We start from the raw sequence: 17826 nt of genomic DNA on the forward strand, positions 1-17826 counted from the left end.
AGATCGTCACGTCAAGTGCCTCCCCCGGCCGGATGCGGCCACCAAGCCGCGGGCCTATTGGTCCCAGGGGACCGCACAAGACCTAACCATCTATCGCCCTGTCAGTTTCCCGGAACGGGCCGCCGTCATCAAGCGGGACCTTCGGGGGGAACCGAGGCAGGCAAACAGGCCGGTCAGGGCGGCTGTCCCACGTCGGGTGGACCCTCCTTGCGAAGCTGGCACTCACGTGGATAGAGTGCTAATCGCACGGCCCGACAGCCCCGGCACCCGCGACGGCGGGGGTGGTAGAGCCGTAACCACATCCTGCCAACGCTTTCGACGACCGTGGAGGTCAACCCGGTGAGCGTGAACATCAAGCCGCTCGAGGACAAGATCGTTGTCCAGACGAGTGAGGCCGAGGAGACGACCGCTTCCGGCCTCGTCATCCCCGACACCGCCAAGGAGAAGCCCCAGGAGGGCAAGGTTCTGGCCGTGGGCCCGGGCCGGATCGACGACAAGGGCAACCGCGTCCCGCTGGACGTGAACGTCGGCGACGTCGTCATCTACTCCAAGTACGGCGGCACCGAGGTCAAGTACAACGGCGAGGACTACCTCATCCTGTCCGCCCGCGACGTGCTGGCCGTCATCAACTGACGTCCGCTCGCAGCGCATGACGCCCCGGGCCCCGCACAACGCCGGGGGACGGGGCGTTCTTGCGTTCCAGACCCACCGAAAGGTAAGCGGAAACCGCTATGCCCAAGCAGATCAGTTTCGACGAGGACGCTCGTCGCGCGCTGGAGCGCGGGGTGAACAAGCTCGCCGACGCCGTCAAGGTCACCCTCGGCCCGCGTGGTCGCCACGTCGTGCTCGACAAGAAGTTCGGCGGGCCGACCATCACCCTCGACGGCGTGACCGTCGCCCGTGAGATCGAGCTCGACGACCCGTTCGAGAACCTCGGCGCGCAGCTCGCCAAGAGCGTCGCCACCAAGACCAACGACGTCGCCGGTGACGGCACCACGACCGCGACCGTGCTCGCGCAGTCTCTGGTGAAGGTCGGCCTGCGCAACGTCGCGGCCGGCGCGAACCCGACCTCGATCGGCCGCGGCATCGAGGCCGCCGCGGAGAAGGTCATCGAGGTCCTCAAGGCCAAGGCCACCCCGGTCAAGGGCCGCGAGAACATCGCCCAGGTCGGCACCGTGACCTCCCGTGACGCCAACATCGGCGCCCTGCTCGGCGAAGCCGTCGAGAAGGTCGGCGAGGACGGCGTCATCACCATCGAGGAGTCGTCGACCCTGGCGACCGAGCTGGTGATCACCGAGGGCGTCCAGTTCGACAAGGGCTTCCTCTCGGCGCACTTCGCGACCAACCCGGAGGAGCAGAAGGCGATCCTCGAGGACGCCTACGTCCTGCTGCACCGCGAGAAGATCTCGGCGCTGGCCGACCTGCTGCCGGTGCTGGAGAAGGTCGTCGAGGCCAAGAAGCCGCTGCTGATCATCGCCGAGGACGTCGACGGCGAGGCGCTGTCCACCCTCGTGGTGAACTCGCTGCGCAAGACGATCACCGCCGTCGCGGTCAAGGCGCCGTTCTTCGGCGACCGCCGCAAGGCGTTCCTGGACGACCTCGCGGTCGTCACCGGCGGCGAGGTGATCTCCGCGGAGATCGGCCGCAAGCTGTCCGACGTCGACCTCGGCGCGCTGGGCAAGGCCCGCCGCATCGTCGTCACCAAGGACGACACCACGATCGTCGACGGTGCCGGCGCCAAGGACGCCATCGCCGGGCGGGTCGCGCAGATCCGCAAGGAGATCGAGACCACCGACTCCGACTGGGACCGCGAGAAGCTGCAGGAGCGGCTCGCGAAGCTCGGCGGCGGCGTGGCGGTCATCAAGGTCGGCGCGGCCACCGAGACCGAGCTGAACGAGCGCAAGCACCGCATCGAGGACGCCGTGGCATCGACCAAGGCGGCCGTCGAGGAGGGCATCCTGCCCGGCGGCGGTTCGGCGCTGGTCCACGCGGTCAAGGAGCTCGAGGGCGGCCTGGGCCTGGAGGGCGACGAGGCGACCGGTGTCCGGATCGTGAAGGACGCGCTGACGGCGCCGCTGTTCTGGATCGCGACGAACGCGGGCCACGAGGGCGCGGTCATCGTCAACAAGGTGCAGGAGCAGGGCTGGGGCCAGGGCTTCAACGCGGCCACCGGCGAGCTGACCGACCTGCTGGCGGCCGGCATCGTCGACCCGGTCAAGGTGACCCGGTCCGCGGTGGCGAACGCCGCCTCGATCGCGCGTCTCGTGCTGACGACGGAGTCGTCGGTCGTCGAGAAGCCGGCCGAGGAAGAGCCCGCCGCGGCGGGCCACGGCCACTCGCACTGACGCGATACCCGAAAACGGGGCGGCACTCCACCTGGGGTGCCGCCCCGTTCTCGTCTCGCCCCGCGGGCGCTTTCACGTCAAAGCGCCCCTGGAACGGCACGGAGGGCGGCACCCCACCCGGTGCCGCCCTCCGATGTCCGTGGTGCGCTCAGCCGCCCGACATGCTGAGCGCGCGTTTGTCCGACTTGATGATGTGCTCCCGCTCGGACTCCGAGAGGCCGCCCCAGATGCCGTACGGCTCGTGCACCGCCAGCGCGTGGCTGCGGCACATCTCCAGGACCGGGCAGCTCAGGCAGACGGCTTTCGCTCTGGCCTCCCGTCGTGCCCGCGCCGGGCCCCGCTCGCCGTCCGGGTGAAAGAAGGACGCGCTGTCCATCCCCCGGCACGACCCCTCGAGCTGCCAGTCCCACATGTCGGCGTTGGGTCCTGGGAGCCTGCGCGTGTCTGCCATCCTGACCGCCTCCGTCATTCGGTCGATGCCGCTAGCTGCTCTGCTGTGGTGCCGCTACTCCATTCGGTGCAACGGCGGTAACGTTAGAAGCGCGCCAATAGTTGTTCAAGCGATTCGGTTCGATTCAGCCGTTAGGCATCCCCCGGATGTGTGAGCAGGGCTTTCGGCTCCGGTTGCCGACTCCGCTGGCTGCCTGGATATTGAGGCTCGTGGGAGCTGGGTCGGGCACCGAAGAACCCACCCTGCCGGTGGCCTCGGTCGCCCGCCGGCTCGGGGTCGCGCCGTCCACCCTCCGAACCTGGGACCGCCGCTACGGACTGGGCCCCAGCCGGCACACCGACGGCCGCCACCGCCGCTACGGCAGCTCCGACATCGGCCGTCTCGAACTGATGCAGCGCGCGCTGCTGAGCGGCGCGTCGACGGCGGAGGCGGCGCGGTACGCCCTGGAGCAGATGCCGCGCTCGGGGCCGCCCCAGCCGGACGAGCCCGGCGAACCGCCCGCGGCTTCGGAAGCCGACGACGGCATCGAGGTCCGGTCCCGCCTGGCCCGCCGCCTGAGCACGGCGGCGCTGGCCATGGACGTCGGCGCGGTCCAGCGGATGCTGGCGGACACGATCGCCGAGCTCGGCGTCCTCCCGGCGTGGGCCGGCGTGATCGAGCCGGTGCTGTCGGCCCTCGGCGCGCGCTGGCGCGGGGCGAGCGCGGGAGCGGAGGTCGAGTACCTGCTCGCCGAGTGCGTGTTCGCGGCGCTGGTCCGGGCGACCCCGGTGCTGGACGAGCCGCGCAACACCCGCCCGGTGCTGCTGGGCTGCGTCCCGGACGAGCGCGACTCGATGCCGATGTACGCGCTGGCGGCATCGCTGGCGGGCCGCCGGATCGGCGCGCAGCTGTTCGGGGTCCCGCTGCCGGCCGAGGTCCTGGCGGTCGCGGTCCGCCGCAGCGCACCGGCGGCGGTGGTGCTGTGGGCGCACGGACGCGGGGTCGCCGACACCCGGCTGTTCGCGAGGGTGTCCCGCGGGCGCCAGCGCAGCCGCCTGTTCGCCTGCGGCCCGGGCTGGGACCCGGCGGGGCTGCCGGACAAGGTGGAGCTCCTGACGGACCTCCCATCGGCGGCGGACCGCATCGAACACGTGCTGGTGGGCGCGCGGCGGTAGTTCGATCATGTTTTTGTCGGTGTGAACCGCTAGAAAGGACGGGTGCACGAACCCGCCCTGAGGGCCGCCGCGTTCGGGAGCGACCCGCTGCCCGACCCCGCCGTCGCGCGCGGGTCCGGCAGCCCGCGGGAGCGCCTCCTCGCGGCGATCGTGCTGGGCGCCCAGGGCCGGTACGCCGCCGCGGCGACGCTCCTCGACCGCCTCCGGCAGGGGAGCGACCCGGTGCTGGCCTCGCTCGCGGCCAGCACGCTCGCCTCACACCGCCGGCAGCTGGGCGGCCATCGGCGGGCGCGGGCGCTCGACGGGGAGGCCTTCGCGAAAGTCGCCGACCTGGGAACCGCTCCTGCCGGGGCTGGAGTGGCCGGCCGCGACCCCGGGGCGCACGCGGCACCCGGCCCCGGCGACCCCGCGGCCCGCGGTGGGACCGGAGCCGTGATCGGCGGCGAGTCCGGTGCCCGCGCCGCCGGGGGCAAGCCCGGCGCCCGCTCCGGAGCCAGAGCCGTCGGCCGCGACTTCGATGCGCACGCCGCAGCCGGTCCCGGCGACCCCGCCGGCCGCGGTGGAACCGGAGCCGTGCTCGGCCGCGACCCCGGTGCCCGCGCCGCTACCGGAGCTGCCGACCGCGACCTCGCCGACGGCAGCGGGACTGGAGCCGCGATCGGCCGCGACCCCGGTGCCAACGCCGCAGCCGGGCGCGAGCCCCGCTCCAGCGCCGGAGCTGCCAACCGAGAACCCGCCGCCGGTACCCGCGCTCAGACCGACCCCGCCGGCCGCAACGCCGGTGCCCGCGCCGGGACCAACCCCGCCGCCCGCGACCCCGACGGCCTCGACGCCCCCGGCGCCCGCGCCGACGCCCTCCTCGGCCTCGCCGCCGACAACCTCGCCCTCGGCCGTCTCACCGCCGCGCGCCGGCTCGCCGACCGGGCGGAAGCCGAGGACGGCGGGTGGCGGGCCACCGTCCGCGGTGGCTGGGTCGGCGCCGAAATCGCCCTCGCCGCAGGTCAGGGCGCCGATGCCGTGCCGCACGCCCAGCGCGCTTTCGAAACCGCGCGAGCGCGGGGCGCGCGGCGGCACACCGTGAAATCCGGGATTGTGCTGGCCGTGGCCCTGAGCGCGGCCGGGGCTCCCGATCACCGGGAGATTTCGGACGACCTTGTCGGAAATGCAATGGCGGCCGCGGAGGAATGCGAACTCCTTTCACTTTCGTGGCCGGCGGCGCTCGTCGCGGCCGACCTGCGCCCAGGACACGCCGAGGAGTATCGATTCAGAGTGGCGCAGGTGTTGCACGCAGTGTTACGAAGCGCAGATCCTTGCGGGAGGAGGGTTGCGGGGGAATCACCATGGGTCCCCGTCCCGGGTGGTTGAGCCGTCGGAATGGGGTGTTCCGGCATCCGGGCTAAGAAGTTTCAAAAAAAGCCACCGGATCGTGTCAAGGTTCGGGCTAAAGCGTCCGATAGGGGAAGAGGAATGTCACCCGGCTGCAGGAAGGAAACCCCGTGACGACGGTCTTGATCTGCGATGACCGACGCAGTGTCCGTGAAGGGCTCACCCGAGTGATGTCCGCGGTCCCTGGGGTCAGTCGCATCGACTGCGTAGCGCACGGTGACGAGCTGCTGGCCCGGTACTCCCGTCAGCCCGTCGACGTCGTGCTGGTCGGGACGCAGCGCGCGGTCCCGACGGGTGTCGAAGCCACCCGGCGGCTCGTCTCGGCCAACCCCCAGGCGAACGTCATCGTCTTCGGCGCCCCGGACGACGCGGGCAGCATCGCCGCCGCGATCGCCGGCGGTGCCCGCGGCTACCTCCGCTGGGACGCGTCCCGGCCGGAGCTGGTCGCCGCGCTGGCCCACACCCTGGCGAGCACCTCGGTGCCCGCGCCCCGTCAGCCGTCCGACCCGGGCGTCCAGCTGACCGAGCGCGAGCTTCAGGTGCTCCGCGGGATGAGCCAGGGCAAGAGCAACGGCCAGATCGGCCGCGAGCTCTACCTGTCCGAGGACACGGTCAAGACCCACGCCCGGCGGCTGTTCCGCAAGCTCGGCGTGCGCGACCGCGCGCAGGCCGTTGCCCACGGCTTCCGCCGCGGCCTGGTCAGCTGACCTGCTGCTCTCCCCGTTCCTGACACGGCCGGTTCACAGGTGACGACGGGCCAGGGCACTCCGCCCTGGCCCGTACCTGCGTGGTCCCCATCACAAACCGGCGCCCGTAAGGGCAGCCCCGCGGCCGTTCGCCGCCCGGCGCCGTCCCTCCGACGGTTCTCGTACCCGTGACGCCGTTCACTCGTTGAATCGACGATGCCGACCGCGGGTCTGCACGACAATCCGTATTTCCGCGGCTACGGAGGCCGCGGCGCGCCGGGGAGCACCGTGCGCGTCGCACCGCACCGGGCCGCAGGTACGGTAGCGGTCACCGGTGCGCGGTGGAGGCGACCACGGGCCGGGTTCTTTGCCCACCTACACGTAACACTGGGACTGTTGTCTGCGATGGCCAATGTGGGGGATGGACTGGATGAGCCGGTCGCCGCTGCTGTCGAGGGAGATCCCCAGGCAGTGGAGCGGCTGCTGGCTGCTATCCGTCCACTGGTAGTGCGGTATTGCCGCGCCCGGGTTGGCAGGCAGGAGCGATCGTTCGCTTCGGCAGACGACGTTGCGCAGGAGGTGTGTCTCGCGGTGCTAACGGCATTGCCTTCGTACCGTGACCAAGGCCGCCCTTTCCTGGCGTTCGTCTACGGGATCGCGCAGCACAAGGTGGCTGACGCGCATCGCGCGGCAGCGCGCAACCGGGCCGAGCCGGTGGCCGAGATCCCCGACGAGGTCGAGGGCGGGGTCGGTCCCGAGCAGCGGGCGCTGCAAGGTGAGCTGAACGAGCGGATGTCCCAGTTGTTGCAGGTGCTGCCGGACAAGCAGCGGGAGATCGTGGTGCTGCGCGTGGTCGTCGGCCTGTCGGCGGAGGAGACCGCGGATGCGGTGGGCTCCACCCCCGGCGCCGTCCGCGTCGCCCAGCACCGCGCCCTCGCGCGGCTGAGAAAGGTCCTGGCCGCGGAGGAGGTGATCTGAGTGACCGGTCACGAGAAGAGATTCGAGCCGGATGACGTCTTCGGCAGTGGCCTGACGGCGTCGGAGGCGGAGTTCGCCGCCGACCTGTCGGCCGTGCAAGCCGACGACGCGCTGCTCGATGCGCTCGGCGGGTCCGACCCGGCGCTGGCCGACGGTCTCGGCGACCAGGAGCTCAATGCGTTGCTGGTGGCGTGGCGAAGAGACATCGACAGCGAGCCCTTGGCCGAGCTCGTCGACGTCGACACCGCCGTGCGCACCGTCAGCACCGCCGCTCTGGCGAAGCGGCACGCCTCGGGCGGACGCCGCCGCAGGCTGCTCGTCCCGGTCGCCGTCGCCGCCGCCGTGCTGGCGATCGCGTTCACCGGCACCGGGCTGGCCGCGCGCTCCGCGCAACCCGGCGACACGCTGTGGGGCCTCGCCAAGGTCCTGTACTCCGACCACACCCGCTCGGTCGAGGCGGCCGCGACGGCCAAGCTCGACCTCGAGAAGGCCAACCTCGCCATCGCCGGCGGCAACCTCGACGCCGCCCGCCAGGCCCTCCAGGACGCCCAGGCCGCCCTGTCGCAGGTCACCGACGAGGAGAACCGCGACCAGCTGATGGAGCAGCACCGGCAGCTCGCCGCCCAGCTCCAGAACCCCGACGCGCCGGTACAGGGCCCGATCCAGACCTCCGTGCCGCCGGTTTCGCCGGGCGCGCCGACGAGCCAGGCCCCGCCGGCCGGATCGGCCTCGTCGCTGCCGGGCAGCGGCAGCGGCACGACGAGCCTCCCGGGCAGCGCGACGCCGACGCCGACGCCTCCGCCACCGACCACAACCCCGCCGCCCACGACCACCCCGCCGCCGCCGACCACGACCGGCGCGACGGGAAATGAGCCGGGCACGCCGCGCAGCGAGTCCGCGGGCGGTGCGCCGCAAGGTGTGAGCGAGACGCCGTAGCAGTAGTCCTGGCCCGGCAGCACGAGCTGCCGGGCCGCAAGGGGCGCGAGCGCCGCGGGGCATCACGGGCCTGCCGACGATCCACCGCTCAGGCGCCGAGCCGTCCCCGCAGCCGAACCCACGAAAAAAGCCCTGGTGAGCAAACTCACCAGGGCTCTTTCGTGCTCTCAGCGCTCAGTAGGCGCTCTCGTTGGCCGTCACGCCGTCGGCGAAGCCGCGGCAGTAGTCCCAGCTGACGTAGTCGCCGGGGTTCGGGTCGTAGGCCGGCTCGTGCGGGCGCATGCGCCCGTCGGACAGCAGCTGCTCGAGGCTGGCCCGCAGCAGGTGCCAGTCGTGGTAGTGCGGTTCGTCGCACTCGCCGCAGTCGACGACGATCCCGCGGACCCCGCGGGGTTCGAGCAGCGCCTGGTAAACGGCCAGATCCGAAAGATCGGCCAGCAGTTCGGTGCGTTCGGAGTCGCTGATCGGCTCGTCCAGCCGGTCCTCGGGGTCTCCGAAAGCGCGGGCCGGGTCGTCCGGGTCGTCCGCGAACGGGTCTGGAGGCAGGACATCGTGCGCCACGGCCTGCACGGTACCGGGCGGCCCCGCCGGCCCGCCCACCGCCCGGGGCGGGCGGCACGCGGCGGATATCATGAGGGGAAGGCTCCGAGTCGCCAGTTGATCTTGAACAAACGCCGCGACACGCTCATCCCGCGCCAGGAAGGCCCTTCACCCGCTATGACCAGCGACGGCACCACCGCCCCCGTTCCGGCCAAGTTCGCCATGCTCGGCCTGACCTTCGACGACGTGCTGCTGCTGCCGGCCGAATCGGACGTCGTCCCCAGCGCCGTCGACACGAGCTCCCGGCTGACCCGGAACATCACCCTCGGCGTCCCGCTGGTGTCCGCGGCGATGGACACCGTCACCGAGGCCCGGATGGCCATCGCGATGGCCCGCCAGGGCGGCATCGGCGTCCTCCAGCGCAACCTGCCGATCGACGAGCAGGCCGCCGCGGTCGAGGTCGTCAAGCGCTCCGAAGCCGGCATGGTCACCGACCCGGTCACCTGCTCGCCGGACGCGACCCTGGCCGAGGTCGACGCGCTGTGCGCCAAGTTCCGCATCTCCGGCGTGCCGGTCACCGACGCCGCCGGCACGCTGGTGGGCATCATCACCAACCGCGACATGCGGTTCGAGGTGGACCACAGCCGCCCGGTGTCCGAAGTCATGACGAAGCCGCCGCTGGTCACCGCGCAGGTCGGCGTCTCGGCCGACGCCGCGCTCGGCCTGCTGCGCCGGCACAAGATCGAGAAGCTGCCGATCGTCGACGGCGCGGGCAAGCTCCGCGGCCTGATCACGGTCAAGGACTTCGTCAAGACCGAGCAGTACCCGAAGGCGACGAAGGACCCGGACGGCCGGCTCATCGTCGGCGCCGCGGTCGGCGTCGGCCCGGACGGCCACCAGCGCGCGATGGCGCTGGCCGACGCGGGCGTCGACGTGCTGATGGTCGACACCGCCCACGGGCACTCCCGCGCGGTCGTCGAGACGGTCGCGCTGCTGAAGAAGGAGCTGGGCGACTCGGTCGACATCGTCGGCGGCAACGTCGCGACCCGGGCCGGCGCGCAGGCGCTGGTCGACGCGGGCGCGGACGGCATCAAGGTCGGCGTCGGCCCGGGCTCCATCTGCACCACCCGGATCGTCGCGGGCGTCGGCGTGCCGCAGATCTCGGCGATCTACGAGGCCGACCAGGCCGCGCGGCCGGCCGGCATCCCGGTGATCGGCGACGGCGGCATCCAGTACTCGGGCGACATCGCCAAGGCCATCGCGGCCGGCGCGTCCACGGTGATGCTGGGCAGCCTGCTCGCCGGTACGGCCGAGTCGCCGGGTGACCTGATCCTGGTCAACGGCAAGCAGTTCAAGGTCTACCGCGGCATGGGCTCGCTGGGCGCGATGCAGTCCCGCGGCCAGGGCAAGTCGTACTCGAAGGACCGCTACGCCCAGGACGACGTGCTCAACGAGGACAAGCTGGTCCCGGAGGGCATCGAGGGCCGGATCCCGTTCCGCGGCCCGCTCGCCAACGTGGTGCACCAGCTGGTGGGCGGCCTGCGCGCCGGTATGGGTTACGCCGGTGCCGAGACGATCGCGCAGCTGCAGGAGGCGCAGCTCGTCCGGATCACCGCGGCCGGGCTCAAGGAGAGCCACCCGCACGACATCACGATGACCGTCGAGGCGCCGAACTACACCACTCGCTGAGTCCTTTTCCGCTACGGCCCGCAGCGTGGCCCGCACTTCGAACCCGTCCGAAGTGCGGGCTTCTCGCTGAGTCACGGTGACCTAGCGTGCTTACGGTAATCGGCCTATCGCGTTGCGTGGCGGTCGTGGTGTGCACTAGGACACATGACGGTCCTGCGCAGGGTGTTCTTCACGGCCGTCGCCCTGGTGTCCCTGTTCCTCGGCGGCGTGGTCTGCCTGATGTGCCAGGTACTGGCCGGGCGCGACGCGCCGACGTACCGCGTCGAGGGCCATGTGACGTCCCACGAGCGCGGCGCGCTCCCGGTCGGCGGCAACGAGGACGCGGTGAGCCACACCATCGCGGTCGACGCCGGCGGCCGGCAGTACCGCGTCACCGCGGTGGACCCCGGCCTGGACCTGCCGGCGGGCCAGCCGGTGACGCTCGACGTCTCGACGGCGGACGGCAGCATCGCCTACCTGCGCGCCGGCGGGGGCGTGGTCGACCTGCGCTCCGGCGTGGTGCGCCCGGTCCTGCTGATCACGGCAGCCCTGCTCGCCCTGGGCGCGGTGTACTTCGGCGCGGTCCGGCTGAACGTGTACCCGCCGGTGGCGACCTGGCTGGCCCTGGCGCTGGGCGCGCTGCTGGCGCCGGTCGCGGTGTTCGTGCGCGTGTAGACCCCCGTGCGCGCGTCACCCACGCGGCCTAGCGACAATGGGGCACGGCAGATTGTCGTCGGCGGAGGAGGCTTCACGTGCGGGACCTGGTCGAGATCGGGATGGGCCGCACCGCGCGGCGGGCGTATGACCTCGACGACGTCGAGATCGTGCCGTCGCGGCGGACCCGGTCGTCCTCGGTGGTGTCCACCGCCTGGCAGATCGACGCCTACCGGTTCGACCTGCCGCTCGTCACGCACCCGACCGACGCGATCGTCTCGCCCGGCACCGCGGTCGCCGTCGGCGAGCTCGGCGGCCTGGGCGTCCTCAACGCCGAAGGGCTCTGGGCGCGGCACGCGAACGTCGAAGACGCCATCTTCCAGCTCGTCCGGGCGGCCGAGGACCTCGAGGACCCGACCGCGGTCGGCCGCGTGCTGCAGGAGCTGCACAGCGCGCCGATCCGGCTCGACCTGCTGACCGAGGCCATCAAGACGGTCCGCGAATCCGGGGTCACGGTGGCCGCGCGCGTCAGCCCGCAGCACGCCGCCGAGCTGACCCCGGACCTGATCGCGGCCGGCGTCGAGATTCTCGTCGTGCAGGGCACGATCATCTCGGCCGAGCACGTCCAGCGCGACGCCGAGCCGCTGAACCTCAAGGAGTTCATCGGCCGCCTCGACGTCCCGGTGATCGCCGGCGGTGTCAGCGACTACCGCACCGCGATGCACCTCATGCGCACCGGTGCGGCCGGTGTCATCGTCGGCCACGGCTACACCCCGGGCGTGACCAGCACCGACCGCGTGCTCGGCATCGGCGTCCCGATGGCCACGGCCATCATCGACGCCGCGGCCGCCCGCCGCGACTACCTCGACGAGACCGGCGGCCGGTACGTCCACGTGCTCGCCGACGGCGGCATGACGGTCTCGGGTGACATCGCCAAGGCCATCGCCTGCGGTGCGGACGCCGTCATGCTCGGCTCCCCGCTGGCCGCCGCGTCGGACGCGCCCGGGCAGGGCCTCTACTGGACGGCGGCGGCCGCGCACCCGTCGCTGCCGCGCTCGCGCGTGGCGGCCGGGCCGGACTACGCCGTCGACCTCAAGACCCTGCTGTTCGGGCCGTCGTCCGACGCGGAAGGCGTCGTGAACCTCTTCGGGGCGCTTCGCCGGGCGATGGCGAAGACGGGCTACTCGGACCTCAAGGAGTTCCAGCGGGTCGGGCTCACCGTTCGCCGGTGAGCCGCGCGAGGAACGCTGCGAAGGCGTCGGCGGAGTAGACGAGCACCTGGCGGGGTACCGCCTGCTTGGTGTCCCTGACCCCGACGACGCCAGGTGCGGTGCCGATCTCGACGCAGGCGTTCTCCTCGAAGTGGCTGTGGCTCGACTTGCGCCACCCGGTGAGCGTTCGTGGGCTCATCTGGTGCCTCCTGGGAATGGTGTCCCGCTCGGCGGTGCATCGCCGGCGTGGACATCGAGCACCTTCGAAGGTACCCACAGTTGTCATCGGACAAGCGTAACTGGCCGGTAACTTACCTCTGGTCAGAACGCGGACCCGGAGTTACGCTCCAGGTGTGACTGCCAGTAACACCACCACCAGTGCGGGTGGCCCCGACTACGACGTCGTCGTGGTGGGGTCGGGGTTCGGCGGCAGCGTCGCGGCGCTGCGGCTCACCGAGAAGGGCTACCGGGTAGCCGTCATCGAGGCCGGGCGGCGGTTCGCCGACGACGAGTTCGCGAAGACGTCGTGGGACCTCAAGCGCTACCTGTGGGCGCCGCAGGTCGGCTGCTACGGCATCCAGCGGATCCACATGCTCAACGACGTGATGGTGCTGGCGGGCGCCGGTGTCGGCGGCGGTTCGCTCGTCTACGCGAACACGCTGTACCGCCCGCTGAAGCCGTTCTACCGGGACCGGCAGTGGGCGCACATCACCGACTGGGAGGCCGAGCTCGCGCCGCACTACGACCAGGCGAGCCGGATGCTGGGCGTGGTCACGAACCCGACCATGACGCCGTCGGACGTCGTGATGCGTGACGTCGCGAAGGACATGGGCGTCGCCGATTCGTTCCACCCGACGCCCGTCGGCGTCTACTTCGGCAAGCCGGGGGAGAAGGCGAAGGATCCGTACTTCGGCGGCGCCGGCCCCGAGCGCACCGGCTGCACCGAGTGCGGCTCGTGCATGACCGGCTGCCGGGTGGGCGCGAAGAACACCCTGGTCAAGAACTACCTGTACCTCGCGGAGCAGGACGGCGCGAAGGTCATCCCGCTGACCACGGTGACGTCGGTGCGGCCGATCGACGGCGGCTACGAGGTCTCGGTGAAGAAGACCGGGACGACCTCGAAGAAGTTCCGGACGACGATCACGGCCGGGAAGGTCGTCTTCGCCGCGGGGACCTGGGGCACGCAGAACCTGCTGCACAAGATGAAGGACACCGGCACGCTGCCGCGGCTTTCGCGCCGGCTCGGCGAGCTGACCCGGACGAACTCCGAGGCGATCATCGGCGCGGCCCGGACCGACGTCGACGAGAGCCGGAACTTCAGCCGCGGGGTCGCGATCACCTCGTCGATCCACCCGGACGAGAACACCCACATCGAGCCGGTCCGCTACGGCAAGGGCAGCAACGCGATGAGCCTGCTGCAGACGATCGCGACGGACGGCGCTTCGCCGGTGCCGCGGTGGCGGCAGGCCGTCACTTTCATGGTCAAGCACCCGGTGCAGGCGGCGAAGCTGCTCAACGGCTACCGGTGGTCCGAGCGCACGGTGATCCTGCTGGTGATGCAGAGCCTGGACAACTCGATCACCACCTACACCCGCCGGGGCCTTTTCGGGCGGCGCAAGTACACGTCCAAGCAGGGCCACGGCGAGCCGAACCCGAGCTTCATCCCGGCGGGCCACGAGGCGAACGAGCGGACGGCCGAGCGCATCGGCGGCATCGCGGGCGGCACCTGGGGCGAGATCTTCGACATCCCGCTGACGGCCCACTTCATCGGCGGCGTCCCGATCGGCGCCACGGCGGAGGAGGGCGTGATCGACCCGTACCACCGCGTGTTCGGCTACCCGGGCCTGTCGGTGGTGGACGGCGCGGCGATCACGGCCAACCTGGGCGTGAACCCGTCCCTGACGATCACAGCCCAGGCCGAGCGCGCGTTCTCGTTCTGGCCGAACAAGGGCGAGGAGGACCAGCGGCCGCCGCAGGACGCGGGGTACGTGCGGCTGGAGCCGATCGCGCCGAAGAACCCGGCCGTCCCGGCGGAAGCACCCGCCGCGTTGCGCCGATCCTCCTAGACTCGGGGCCGTGACGGCATCCGACAAGGCACACGCCCTGCTCGACGGGGTCAGGAAGCTCGACGACGAATGGGCGCGGGCCATCGGCGGCCTCGGCGAACCCGAACTGCGCGCGCCCAGCGCGTTGCCGGGGTGGTCGCGCGCCCACGTGCTCGCGCACGTCGCCCGCAACGCCGATGGCCTTCGCAACCTGCTGACCTGGGCGAACACCGGGGTCGAGACCCCGATGTACCCCAGCGCCGAGGCCCGCGAACGCGACATCGAAACCAGCTCGCAGCACGCCGCCGGTGACCTGCTCGCCGACTTCGTCGCCTCCGCCGGGCGGTTCGAGCAGTACGCCGCCGCGATGCCCGGCGACGCCTGGGCGCGGGAGGCCCGCAACCGGCAGGGGCAGCCCGTCACCGGCGCCGTCGTCGCGCGGATGCGGCTGTCCGAACTGGCCATCCACCTCGCCGACCTCGACCGCGGTTACGACCTCGACCGCGTGCTCGCGCTGCTCGGACCCCTCACCGAGGACGTCGTCCAGCACGCCGTCACCTCGCGCGGGGCCCACCTGCCCGCCCTGCGGCTGGTCGCCGACGGCTTCGAGTGGACGATGGGCGCCGCCCCGAAGACCACCGTGCGCGGGTCGGCCGGGGCGCTGCTGGCCTGGCTCAGCGGGCGCTCCGACGGCGCCGCCCTCGACGGTGACACGCCGCCGCTCCCGGCCTGGGCGTGACCGGTCCGCTCCGCCCGGTGAACGCCTCGCGGCCGCTCTACACTGGGCGTTCCCGGCACCGAGGAGTCCGCTGTGGACAGTGAGCACGACCAGGGGCGGCCCGGCGTCCCGCGGAGGGCGTTCCTGCGGATCGCGGGCGTCTCCGCGGCCGGCGCCGTCGTCGCCGCGTGCGGGCCGGACACGCCTTCGGCGCCGGTCGCCTCGACCGCTCCGGCGGTCACGTCGTCCGTTCCGCCGGCCAGCAGGCTGCCGACCGGGCCGCCGAACTGGGACGACCTGCGCAGCCAGCTGACCGGTGGCCTGGTGCGCCCGGGCGCCGAGGGGTACGCGACCGCCAAGCGCGGGTTCAACCAGCTGTTCGACGGCAACAACCCGGTCGCCGTCGCGACCGTGTCGACCGTCGAGGACGTCCAGACCTGCCTGCGCGCCGCCGCCGGGCGCGTGACCATCGCCGCACGCAGCGGCGGCCACAGCTACGCCGGCTACTCGGTGCCCGAGGGCGGCCTGGTCGTCGACGTGGCCGGCCTGAACAAGATCGACGTCCAGGGCGGCAAGGCCGTGATCGGCGCCGGCGCGAAACTCGGGGCCGTCTACGCCGCGCTGGCGCAGGCCGGGCGCGCGCTGCCCGCCGGGTCCTGCCCGACGGTCGGGATCGCCGGGCTCACCCTCGGCGGCGGCATCGGCGTGCTCGCCCGCAAGTACGGCCTGACCTGCGACCACCTGAGCTCCGCGCAGGTCGTCACGGCCGACGGCCGGGCGCTCACCGCGTCCGCGGACTCCGAACCGGACCTGTTCTGGGCCCTGCGCGGCGGGGGCGGCGGCAACTTCGGCATCGTCACCGAGTTCACCTTCGACACCGACCCGGCGCCGGACCTCACGGTGTTCTCGCTGCGCTTCCCGCCCGGGTCCGCCGCGGGCGTGCTCGCCGCGTGGCAGCAGTGGATCGCCGCGATGCCGCCGGAGCTGTGGGCGAACCTGGTGCTCTCGGGCGGGTCGCCGGTCCAGTGCCGCGTCGGCGGCTGCTACGTCGGCGGTGCCGCGGGGCTGAACACGCTGCTGAACAACCTGACCACCAACGCCGGCGCGCGGCCGACGCAGCGGGTCGTGAAGAGCCTCGACTACCTGGGCGCCATGAAGTACTTCGAGGGCAGCTCGAACCGCCAGTCGTTCGTCGCGTCGTCGCGGATCATCACCACGCCGGTCGACGCCGCGAAGCTCGTCGCGGCCGCCGACGGCCGGGCGGGCACGGACCTGCTCATCGACGGCCTCGGCGGCGCGGTCGCCGGCCCGGCCAAGGACGCCACCGCGTTCTGGCACCGCGACGCGCTGGCCAGCGTGCAGGTCTACGCGCCCGCGACGGCGAAGACCCGGACGAAGGTCGCGCAGTCGGTCGGCGAGGTCGTCGCCGGCCTCGCCGCGGCGGGCGCGGGCGGCGGCTACGTCAACTACATCGACCCGGCCCTGCCCGACTGGAAGACCGCCTACTACGGCGACAACGCGAAACGCCTCGTGGACGTCTCGAAGAAGTACGACCCGCAGAACGTGTTCCGGTTCGGGCAGGGCGTCGTCAGCTAGAGGTCGATGCCCGTGAAGACCGTGACGCGCTCTTCGGTCAGGTCGTGCATCGCGGCGAGCACGCCCTCGCGGCCGACGCCGGATCCCTTGACGCCGCCGTAGGGCATCTGGTCGGCGCGGTAGGACGGGACGTCGCCGATGATCACGCCGCCGACCTCCAGCTCGGCCGACGCGTGGAACGCCAGCTGGACGTCGGTGGTGAAGACACCCGCCTGCAGGCCGTACGCGGATTCGTTGACCGCGCGGAAAGCGTCGTCCACACCGTCCACAACGGACACCGCGAGCACCGGCCCGAAGATTTCCTCGTTCCAGGCCTTGGTGTCCGTCGGGACGTCGGTGAGCAGCGTCGGGGCGACGGTCGCGCCGTCGCGGGTGCCGCCGGTGAGCACCTTCGCGCCCGCCTCGACGGCTTCGTCGATCCACGCGACGATCCGTTCGGCCGCGGCCTCGTCGACCACCGGGCCGACGTCGGTGTTGCGGTCGTACGGATCGCCGGTCCGCTGTGCCTCGACGGCTTCCACCAGCGCGGGCACGAACTCCTCGGCCACCGCGGCGTCCACGATCACCCGCTGCACCGCGATGCAGGACTGGCCCGCCTGGTAGTTGCCGAAGGTGGCGATCCGGTGCGCGGCGCCTTCGGGGTCGGGCCAGTCACGCAGCACGACGGCTGCCGCGTTGCCGCCGAGCTCGAGCACGACGTGCTTACGCGGCGCGGCGTCCTTGAGCGACCAGCCGACCGGGCCGGAGCCGGTGAACGACACGACGGGCAGCCGCGGGTCCGCCACGAGCGCCTGCGTCTCCTCGTTTCCCAGCGGCAGCACGGAAAACGCGCCTTCCGGCAGGTCCGTCTCGGCCAGGATCTCGCCGAGGATGAGCGCCGACAACGGCGTCCGCGGCGCGGGCTTGACGATGATCGGCGCGCCGATCGCCAGCGACGGCGCCACCTTGTGCGCGACGAGGTTGAGCGGGAAGTTGAACGGCGCGATGCCGAGCACCGGCCCGCGCGGAACGCGGCGGGTCAAGGCCAGCCGCGCCTCGCCCGCGGGGTCGGTGTCGAGGCGCTGGATTTCGCCGGTGAAGCGGCGGGCCTCCTCGGCGGCGATCCTGAACACCGACACCGCCCGCTTGACCTCGGCCTCGGCCCACTTGAGCGGTTTGCCGTTTTCGGCGGTGATCACCTCGGCGATCTCCTCGGCGCGCGCGGCGAGCACGCGGGAGACGTGGTCGAGCGCGCCCGCCCGCAGGTGCGCGGGGGTGCGCCGGAACTCCTTGGCGACCGAGGCCGCGGCGGCGACCGCGCGTTCGACCTGGTCCGGCCCCGGCACGGCGACCGTGGCGACCTCGCTGCCGTCGTACGGGTGGTGCACGACGAGGGTGGTGGCGCCCGCTTCGGGGCGGCCGGCGATCCAGGCGGGGCGCGGCTCGGGGGTGATCATGTCCATGCGTACCAACGTAATG

Annotated in this window: 16 protein-coding genes and 2 pseudogenes; 14 read left to right on the forward strand and 4 right to left on the reverse strand. The window is 72.2% G+C overall.

What is annotated here, in order from left to right:
- Positions 1–339 precede the first annotated feature (339 nt).
- A complete protein-coding gene (gene groES / locus AB0J55_RS42595) occupies positions 340–633 on the forward strand; it encodes a co-chaperone GroES (protein ID WP_004559922.1) in 294 nt (97 codons plus the stop codon).
- 98 nt (positions 634–731) lie between these two features.
- Positions 732–2345, forward strand: coding sequence for a chaperonin GroEL (gene groL / locus AB0J55_RS42600; protein ID WP_364262766.1), 1614 nt, complete (start codon positions 732–734; stop codon positions 2343–2345).
- Between the two features lie 148 nt (positions 2346–2493).
- Here groL and AB0J55_RS42605 read toward each other — a convergent pair whose 3' ends face one another.
- A complete protein-coding gene (locus AB0J55_RS42605; protein WP_033261506.1) occupies positions 2494–2796 on the reverse strand; it encodes a WhiB family transcriptional regulator in 303 nt (100 codons plus the stop codon).
- A 209-nt stretch (positions 2797–3005) separates the two neighbouring features.
- Between AB0J55_RS42605 and AB0J55_RS42610 the strand changes: the two genes are divergently transcribed.
- The 6 genes and pseudogenes from AB0J55_RS42610 to AB0J55_RS42635 all read left to right on the forward strand — a co-directional run bounded on the left by AB0J55_RS42610 (position 3006) and on the right by AB0J55_RS42635 (position 7936).
- Positions 3006–3950, forward strand: a complete 945-nt coding sequence (locus AB0J55_RS42610; RefSeq protein ID WP_364262769.1) for a MerR family transcriptional regulator — start codon at positions 3006–3008, stop codon at positions 3948–3950.
- A gap of 42 nt (positions 3951–3992) precedes the next feature.
- Positions 3993–4268: pseudogene (locus tag AB0J55_RS42615) on the forward strand (hypothetical protein); the annotation flags it as partial.
- A 492-nt stretch (positions 4269–4760) separates the two neighbouring features.
- Positions 4761–5315 (forward strand): annotated as a pseudogene (locus AB0J55_RS42620) (hypothetical protein); the annotation flags it as partial.
- 131 nt (positions 5316–5446) lie between these two features.
- Positions 5447–6043, forward strand: coding sequence for a response regulator transcription factor (locus tag AB0J55_RS42625; protein WP_003073605.1), 597 nt, complete (start codon positions 5447–5449; stop codon positions 6041–6043).
- 384 nt (positions 6044–6427) lie between these two features.
- Positions 6428–7000, forward strand: a complete 573-nt coding sequence (locus tag AB0J55_RS42630) for a sigma-70 family RNA polymerase sigma factor (protein WP_026468912.1) — start codon at positions 6428–6430, stop codon at positions 6998–7000.
- The gene (locus tag AB0J55_RS42635) at positions 7001–7936 is read left to right on the forward strand and encodes an anti-sigma-D factor RsdA (protein ID WP_364262772.1); all 936 of its coding nucleotides are present in this window, start codon (positions 7001–7003) and stop codon (positions 7934–7936) included.
- A gap of 174 nt (positions 7937–8110) precedes the next feature.
- Here the strand turns inward: AB0J55_RS42635 and AB0J55_RS42640 are convergent, their stop codons facing one another.
- Positions 8111–8506 carry a DUF5319 domain-containing protein gene (locus AB0J55_RS42640; protein ID WP_364262982.1) on the reverse strand — a complete coding sequence of 132 codons (396 nt, stop codon included), beginning with the start codon at positions 8504–8506 and terminating at the stop codon, positions 8111–8113.
- A gap of 147 nt (positions 8507–8653) precedes the next feature.
- On the opposite strand from AB0J55_RS42640, the gene guaB reads away from it, so the two are divergent.
- From guaB to AB0J55_RS42655, 3 genes are all read left to right on the forward strand, one after another.
- Complete coding sequence (gene guaB / locus AB0J55_RS42645) at positions 8654–10165, forward strand: IMP dehydrogenase (protein WP_364262775.1); 1512 nt, start codon at positions 8654–8656, stop codon at positions 10163–10165.
- 144 nt (positions 10166–10309) lie between these two features.
- Positions 10310–10819: a hypothetical protein gene (locus AB0J55_RS42650; protein WP_364262778.1), complete on the forward strand. Its 510-nt coding sequence runs from the start codon at positions 10310–10312 to the stop codon at positions 10817–10819.
- Positions 10820–10896: 77 nt separating this feature from the next.
- On the forward strand, positions 10897–12030 hold the full coding sequence (locus tag AB0J55_RS42655; protein ID WP_364262781.1) for a GuaB3 family IMP dehydrogenase-related protein: 1134 nt from the start codon (positions 10897–10899) through the stop codon (positions 12028–12030).
- Here the strand turns inward: AB0J55_RS42655 and AB0J55_RS42660 are convergent.
- Positions 12014–12208 carry a DUF397 domain-containing protein gene (locus AB0J55_RS42660; RefSeq protein WP_364262784.1) on the reverse strand — a complete coding sequence of 65 codons (195 nt, stop codon included), beginning with the start codon at positions 12206–12208 and terminating at the stop codon, positions 12014–12016. The genes AB0J55_RS42655 and AB0J55_RS42660 overlap by 17 nt on opposite strands.
- Before the next feature lie 154 nt (positions 12209–12362).
- Between AB0J55_RS42660 and AB0J55_RS42665 the strand changes: the two genes are divergently transcribed.
- The 3 genes from AB0J55_RS42665 (at position 12363) to AB0J55_RS42675 (ending at position 16368) form a co-directional block, all read left to right on the forward strand.
- Positions 12363–14075: a GMC family oxidoreductase gene (locus tag AB0J55_RS42665; RefSeq protein ID WP_364262787.1), complete on the forward strand. Its 1713-nt coding sequence runs from the start codon at positions 12363–12365 to the stop codon at positions 14073–14075.
- 10 nt (positions 14076–14085) lie between these two features.
- Positions 14086–14793 carry a maleylpyruvate isomerase family mycothiol-dependent enzyme gene (locus AB0J55_RS42670; RefSeq protein ID WP_364262790.1) on the forward strand — a complete coding sequence of 236 codons (708 nt, stop codon included), beginning with the start codon at positions 14086–14088 and terminating at the stop codon, positions 14791–14793.
- A gap of 72 nt (positions 14794–14865) precedes the next feature.
- On the forward strand, positions 14866–16368 hold the full coding sequence (locus tag AB0J55_RS42675) for an FAD-dependent oxidoreductase (protein ID WP_364262793.1): 1503 nt from the start codon (positions 14866–14868) through the stop codon (positions 16366–16368).
- Here AB0J55_RS42675 and AB0J55_RS42680 read toward each other — a convergent pair.
- Positions 16365–17810: an aldehyde dehydrogenase family protein gene (locus AB0J55_RS42680; protein WP_364262796.1), complete on the reverse strand. Its 1446-nt coding sequence runs from the start codon at positions 17808–17810 to the stop codon at positions 16365–16367. The genes AB0J55_RS42675 and AB0J55_RS42680 overlap by 4 nt on opposite strands.
- Positions 17811–17826: the final 16 nt, after the last annotated feature.

The organism is Amycolatopsis sp. NPDC049688 (assembly GCF_040674975.1).
Classification (GTDB): Bacteria; Actinomycetota; Actinomycetes; order Mycobacteriales; family Pseudonocardiaceae; genus Amycolatopsis.

Bases quoted from the DNA above. Each gene is read 5' to 3' on its own strand.
- AB0J55_RS42680 (WP_364262796.1), bottom strand. From the start codon at position 17,810: ATGGACATGATCACCCCCGAGCCGCGCCCCGCCTGGATCGCCGGCCGC.
- groL (WP_364262766.1), top strand. From the start codon at position 732: ATGCCCAAGCAGATCAGTTTCGACGAGGACGCTCGTCGCGCGCTGGAG.
- AB0J55_RS42650 (WP_364262778.1), top strand. From the start codon at position 10,310: ATGACGGTCCTGCGCAGGGTGTTCTTCACGGCCGTCGCCCTGGTGTCC.
- AB0J55_RS42660 (WP_364262784.1), bottom strand. From the start codon at position 12,208: ATGAGCCCACGAACGCTCACCGGGTGGCGCAAGTCGAGCCACAGCCAC.
- AB0J55_RS42605 (WP_033261506.1), bottom strand. From the start codon at position 2,796: ATGGCAGACACGCGCAGGCTCCCAGGACCCAACGCCGACATGTGGGAC.
- guaB (WP_364262775.1), top strand. From the start codon at position 8,654: ATGACCAGCGACGGCACCACCGCCCCCGTTCCGGCCAAGTTCGCCATG.
- AB0J55_RS42630 (WP_026468912.1), top strand. From the start codon at position 6,428: ATGGCCAATGTGGGGGATGGACTGGATGAGCCGGTCGCCGCTGCTGTC.